General features: G+C 64.3%; 5 protein-coding genes. All 5 read right to left on the reverse strand.

From position 1 onward, the window contains the following. Positions 1 to 6: 6 nt before the first annotated feature. Complete coding sequence (locus AC1DIO_RS27505) at positions 7 to 1,464, reverse strand: CpaF family protein (protein ID WP_476854387.1); 1,458 nt, start codon at positions 1,462 to 1,464, stop codon at positions 7 to 9. Between the two features lie 79 nt (positions 1,465 to 1,543). Next, complete coding sequence (locus AC1DIO_RS27510; protein ID WP_476854388.1) at positions 1,544 to 2,809, reverse strand: CpaE/TadZ family protein; 1,266 nt, start codon at positions 2,807 to 2,809, stop codon at positions 1,544 to 1,546. Continuing rightward, positions 2,809 to 3,519: a CpaD family pilus assembly protein gene (locus AC1DIO_RS27515; protein ID WP_441504921.1), complete on the reverse strand. Its 711-nt coding sequence runs from the start codon at positions 3,517 to 3,519 to the stop codon at positions 2,809 to 2,811. Before AC1DIO_RS27515 ends, AC1DIO_RS27510 begins: the two co-directional genes overlap by 1 nt. Positions 3,520 to 3,580: 61 nt before the next feature. Next, positions 3,581 to 5,047 carry a type II and III secretion system protein family protein gene (locus AC1DIO_RS27520; protein WP_441504922.1) on the reverse strand — a complete coding sequence of 489 codons (1,467 nt, stop codon included), beginning with the start codon at positions 5,045 to 5,047 and terminating at the stop codon, positions 3,581 to 3,583. After that, on the reverse strand, positions 5,044 to 5,829 hold the full coding sequence (cpaB, locus tag AC1DIO_RS27525) for a Flp pilus assembly protein CpaB (RefSeq protein WP_441504923.1): 786 nt from the start codon (positions 5,827 to 5,829) through the stop codon (positions 5,044 to 5,046). Before cpaB ends, AC1DIO_RS27520 begins: the two co-directional genes overlap by 4 nt. Positions 5,830 to 6,086 lie beyond the last annotated feature (257 nt).

Below are 6,086 nucleotides of genomic sequence, written 5' to 3' on the forward strand. Positions count from 1 at the left end.
CCGCGATCACGCAGCATTGGCTTCGTCCTGGACGGCGAGTTGATCGATCGCCGTGGCAAGCCGCTGCTCCTCACCGAAATAGCGGGCGCGCTCCCAGAAGCGCGGCCGACCGATGCCGGTCGAGCGGTGCCGCCCGATCAGCTTGCCCGCCGCATCCTCGCCGAGCACCTCATAATTCATCAGGTCCTGGGTGATGATGACGTCGCCCTCCATCCCCATCACCTCGGTGATATGGGTGATCCGGCGCGAGCCGTCGCGCATGCGCTGGGCCTGAATGACGACATCGACCGAGGAGCAGATCATCTCCCGCAATGTCTTCGAAGGCAGGCTGAACCCACCCATGGTGATCATGGATTCGATACGGCTCAGGCATTCGCGCGGCGTATTGGCGTGGAGCGTCCCCATCGATCCGTCATGGCCGGTATTCATTGCCTGCAGCAGGTCGAACGCCTCCGGGCCACGCACCTCGCCAACGATGATCCGCTCGGGCCGCATGCGCAGGCAGTTCTTGACGAGGTCTCGCATGGTGACCGCGCCGGTGCCCTCGAGATTGGGAGGACGCGTCTCGAGGCGCACGACATGCGGCTGCTGGAGCTGCAGTTCGGCGGCGTCCTCGCAGGTGATGACCCGCTCGTCATGCTCGATGTAGTTGGTCAGGCAGTTCAGCAGAGTGGTCTTGCCGGAGCCCGTACCGCCGGAAATCACGATGTTGCAGCGCACCTTGCCGATGATCTTGAGGATTTCCGCACCAGGCGGAGAGATCGCGCCAAAGCGGACAAGCTGATCCAGCGTCAGCTTGTCCTTCTTGAACTTGCGGATGGTGAGGGCGGGGCCGTCGATCGCCAGTGGCGGCGCGATCACGTTGACGCGAGAACCGTCGGCAAGGCGAGCGTCGCAGATCGGAGAGGACTCGTCGACACGCCGGCCAACCTGGCTGACGATGCGCTGACAGATGTTCATCAGCTGCGCGTTGTCGCGAAAACGGATGTTGGTCAGCTGGATCTTGCCGCCGGTCTCGATGAAGGTGCGCGAGGCTCCGTTCACCATGATATCGGCGATATCGTCCCGCGCCAGCAGCGGCTCCAGCGGGCCGTAGCCGAGCACGTCGTTGCAGATATCGTCGAGCAGTTCTTCCTGCTCGGCGATGGAGAGCACGACGTTCTTGAGCGAGATGATCTCGTTGATGATGTCGCGGATTTCCTCCCGCGCCGATTCACCATCGAGCTTCGCGAGCTGAGAGAGGTCGATCGCCTCGATCAGCGCCCCGAAGATCATGCTCTTCATCTGATAATAATCGTCGGACTTCGGTGTTTCGACCGGAGCCACGGGCACTGCCGGCACCTGGCGACGCATATCGGGCAAGGGCGCGGACGGTTCGAGCAGGCGCGCAGCCGAAGCCGGGCCCGAGACCTTCGCATTCAGCGGCTGCGTCGTCGCAGCGTTCGAGGATCGCTTTCCGAACATGTCACCCCCCCTTCGCGCCACGATGCGGCCGGCGGGCCGGTCGCAGCGAGCAGGCAACAGCGCACAAAACCTTCACGGCTCAGGCCCTGCGACGCTTGAGCTTGGCGACCAACGGCTCAAGCAGGCTGCGCTTTCCGCGCCTAGCCTCACCGCGGCCGGTCAGGGTGCTGGCAATATGAATGAAGGCCTCGTTGATCTTGCCGCCGGCCTGGACCTCCGCAACCATCTGCCCGTTATTTGCAGCCGTGCCGAAGACCTGCGCGTCGAAGGGAATCGCGACGAGCACCTCGACACCCAAGGCMTTGGCGAATTCCCCCGCGTCGATCTCGGGCCGCTTGGGCAAGCCGACCTGATTGAGCACCAGACGCGGCGGCGAATCATTCGGGCGGCTGGCCCGAGCCAGATCGATCAGGTTCTTGGCGTTCCGCAGCGAGGCGAGTTCGGGTCCGGCAACAATCATGACCTCGTCTGCACCGATCAGGCAGCGCCTGACCCAGCCGCTCCAGAGATGCGGCACATCGAGAACCACGCAGGGTACGCTGGCGCGCAACAGATCGAAGAGCTGCTCGAACGCGTCCTCCTGCAAGTCGAGTGTCCGATCCAGCATCGCCGGCGCCGCCAGTAAGGCGAGATTGTCGCTGCAGCGCGAGAGCAGTCGATCAAGCATGTTGGCATCAAGCCGCTCAGGCGCGAACACCGCCTCCGCGATGCCCTGCGGGGGATCCTGATTGAAATCGAGCCCCGCCGTGCCGAAAGCGATGTCGAGATCGACGATCACGGTCGATGCGTCGAGATTACGCGCCATCGCCCAGGCGACGTTATGCGCCACTGTCGAGGCCCCGACCCCGCCCTTGGCGCCCATGACGGCGACGATGCGCCCGAGATTGCGAGCGCCGGGCGCGACATAGAGCTCGGACAGGGTGCGCAGGATGTCGAGCGGCTCGAGCGGAGCGATCAGGTAATCGCTGACACCACGGCGGATCAGATCACGGTAGAGCTGGACATCGTTGACATGCCCGATGACGATAACTTTCGTGCCGGCATCACAGCTCTGGGCCAGGGCATCGAGATGGCCGACGAGCGTGGAACCGTCGGACACTGTTTCGAGCACGATGACATTGGGCGTGGGCGCGGTGCGGAACGCCTCGACTGCGGCCGCGGGTCCCCCCATCTGGACGCGCGAATGGGTTTTCTCCATGCGCCGGTCAGTGGTCGCAGTCTGCATGGCAGCAGCGATGGCAGGTGTTTCGCAAAAGGCCTGCAGCGTGATTCGCGGCAGCGGCGCGATGACCTCGTCACCGGCACTGCTCGCCGTCTGGGCTTCGAAATTCTGCGCCGGATCCATCAGCGGCCTCCGACCGACTGGTTGATCTGCGGCGTTTCCTGCCGGTACTGGGTCGAGGGGTCCTTGCCCTCGCGCAGCTTGCCAATCGCGTTCATGCGCTTGACGATATCGGCGCGGCCCTCGGTTCGGCCGCGGACGAGGTCGATCGGATCGGCGACCTGCGCCGCCAATGTGGCCTGGCTGGAACAGCCGAAATTCCAGAGCGGCTCGTTCGCCATATCCAGTTTCCAGTCGGAGACGCCCGCATCCTGCGTCCATTGTCCGCAGGAATGCGGCAGGCCCGCCTGTAGCGAGGCAAATGTCAGGCGAATGGGCGAGGCGAGGTTCGGGTCCGCGATCGGATAGGTCCTGACCGAGAGTGATCCGGGCGGCACGCCGCCTTGCGCCAGGGCCCTGCGGATCGCTTCGAGCGTGCCATGGGTTGCCATCTCCCGGCCACCGCCGGTTGGCACCTGGGCGACGAGTCCGCCACGCCCACTGCGCCGATAGTCCGCGGCGAAACTGGTGACGTCCTCGGCCTGACGGCGATCGAGGCCCGCACCGGCCCGCACGATGAAGACATCAAGCGAACGTGGCGCGTCTCGCAGCACGATCGGGTGCCGCTCGCGCAGATCGCTGGCGCTGATCGACCCAGTTGTGTCGGTCTTCGACGCGCAGGCTCCAAGAGCAACGCCGGCGGCCAGAACGGCGGCCAGAGGCCAGTGGCCCATCCGCTGCTGTCCTCGATCTGTCATGGCCCGAGCCATCCCTTGCACGTTCATGAGAGCACCCTCAGTCGGCAATGAAGCCGACCCGGCCCCTATAGGCCTGGGGCAACGGCCCGCTATTGGTGCCATAGATCTTGTTCAGCCGGCCAAGCAGCACGGCCTGCGCATCATGGGCATCGACGAAGCCGTCATCCGGGCGCTGGACCTGGTTCGGCTCCATCGGCTTGGCGATATAGGGCGTGACCGTAATCATCAGCTCGGTCTCCTCGCGCTGGTAGTCGCGCGAGCGGAAGAGCACGCCGATCACCGGCAGGTTCATCAGCCCGGGGAAGCCGTTAATCGACTGCTTCGAGACGCGCTGGATCAACCCGGCCGTCGCGAGGGTCCCACCCGATGGCAGTTCGACAGTGGTGTCGGACTTGCGCACCCGGAAAGCGGGGGCGTTCACCGATTCGCGGGTATTGGTGCCGCGCGCTGCATTGCTCGTATTGCTGAGCCGGAGCTGGTTCTCGAAATCGAGTTCCGTGACTTCGGTGGCAATGCGCATGCTGATCTTGTTGTCGGACAGGACAATCGGAGTGAAGTTCAAGGAAACGCCGACCGGCTTATAGACGATGCCGAGCGTGCAGATGCCTGCTGCATCGCAGGTGTAGCCGTTGGGCACGGGGACATCGCCACCGGCCGTGAATTTGGCGCTCTCCCCGGAAATCGCCGTGACCATGGGTTCCGCCAGAACACGGGCGAGGCCCGCGCGCTCAAGCGCACGCAAGGTGAAATTGGTTGAGTTCCCGATTCCGGCTCCGATCGCCGTCGCCGCCAGGGACTGCGGTTGCAGGGGAAGCGGGTTCTCGATCGACGGGGTGATCGAGAAATTGCCGAGCTTCCATTCGCCGGACGAGTTGATGCCAAGCTGCTTGATCGCCTTGCGCGAAACCTCGGAGATCACGACCTTGACCATCACCTGATCGCGATCGCGGATCGTCAAAGAGTTGATCACGGCGCCCTTGGACGAGGAGAAGATGCCGGAGGCTGTCCCGACGAAGGCGTTCGCGATGTCGACTGCCTGGGTCGCTTCCGACGCATTGGCGACGTTGCCGAGCAGGAGGATGGAGTTGCCGGCTGGCTTGACCTCGATCTGGGCCCTGGGCATCGCCGCACGCAGCGTCTGGCGCAGCACGTTGAGATCCCGCCCGACTTCGATCTCAAGCGCGGAAATCTGGCGGCCCTCGGAATCGATCACGAACATCGAGGTCGAACCATCGGCGATGCCGATGATGAAAAGCTTGCGCGCCGAGCGCACGACCGCGTTGGCGACCTTGGGGTTGGCGACGAAGACTTCCTTGGCGTCACGCGGCAATTCGACGATCAGTGAACGACCGATCGAGAGCGAGAGCTTGCGGGCAATGGCATGCTCGCTGGAGCCGACATTCAGAACCGGGGCAGGCCCGGTCGACTGGGCCATGGCCGGCAGACCGAGCAGCATTGCCAGCGCCGACCCCGCGACGGAGAGAAAAATGCGCTTGGGTATCATGGCTTCACGCTTTTGCTGGTGACGCCGTAGCGCACGAGGGTCAGGCCGCCTTCGGTGTCCGGGCGCCCGGCATCGCCAGCGTCCTTGAGACTGCGCAATGCAAGCGAAAGCGTGCCGTTGCGCTGCGCCTGAGCGACGATCTCTACCTGACGCGGTTCGAGTTCGAGCGTCGCCGTCTCGCCGATGACGACCTTCTCGCCGTTGCGTTCCTGGATATTCTGACCGATCGCCAGCACCCGGACATTGGTCAGGATCGTTTCGCTGATGAAGCTCTCGGCGCCGCTGTTCGCGTTGCCGCCGCCTCCCTCCTGGTGGGTGCGGATGACGTCGACCCGGTCGTTCGGCAGGATGAAGCCACCCGCCGTATTGGCTCCGCGGCTATCGGTACCGATCGCGGTTGCCCTTTTGCCCGCCGGCAGAACTGCCGAGAGGAATCCGGTACCGTCGGTCTTGATCAGCTTCTCGCGGCGGATCGGTTCGCCACCCGAGACCGCGAAGCGCGCCAACTGCCCGGCCAATTCCGTTTCGGCCTCGGGCGCCTCGGTCCTGCGGATGACCCCCGCCGGAACACTGTCAGCCGGCCAGTCGATCCAGCGCATATCGCCGGCAGCCAGCGTATTGCCAACCGGGATATCGGCAGCCGCGACCAGCACCGGAACCGTCGGTGCCGGCTCATAGCGTGTCACCGGTGCCGGCGTCGCCTTGGGGCGTTGGATCAGCAATGCTGCGCCAAGCCCCGCCACGAGCGCGACGACCAGGATGATGATACGGGCAGGACTCATGAACGCCGATCCTCAGCCAAGCTGCGTTGGCTCTCGGAGAGGATCGTGACCCGGGATTCGTCAAATTATGGTTAACCCGGCGTAACTTTCATCATCCGCCCAGGTTCTGGACTTCGGTAACGGGGCCGTCTCAGTCAACTGGATTTTGGCGCAGATCATCGTTCGGCCGCTCTGATCGCGCGGTCGCGTGGCGATCCACATTGGCCGACACCGTCCAGCCTGGCTGGCTACGCGGCCTCGCCCTGAGATCTCCCCGG

It is taken from the genome of Allobosea sp. 05T439 (assembly GCF_056396005.1).

Coding starts and splice junctions, on each gene's coding strand:
- AC1DIO_RS27505 (WP_476854387.1), bottom strand. CDS start 1,464: ATGTTCGGAAAGCGATCCTCGAACGCTGCGACGACGCAGCCGCTGAAT.
- AC1DIO_RS27515 (WP_441504921.1), bottom strand. CDS start 3,519: ATGGGCCACTGGCCTCTGGCCGCCGTTCTGGCCGCCGGCGTTGCTCTT.
- AC1DIO_RS27520 (WP_441504922.1), bottom strand. CDS start 5,047: ATGATACCCAAGCGCATTTTTCTCTCCGTCGCGGGGTCGGCGCTGGCA.
- cpaB (WP_441504923.1), bottom strand. CDS start 5,829: ATGAGTCCTGCCCGTATCATCATCCTGGTCGTCGCGCTCGTGGCGGGG.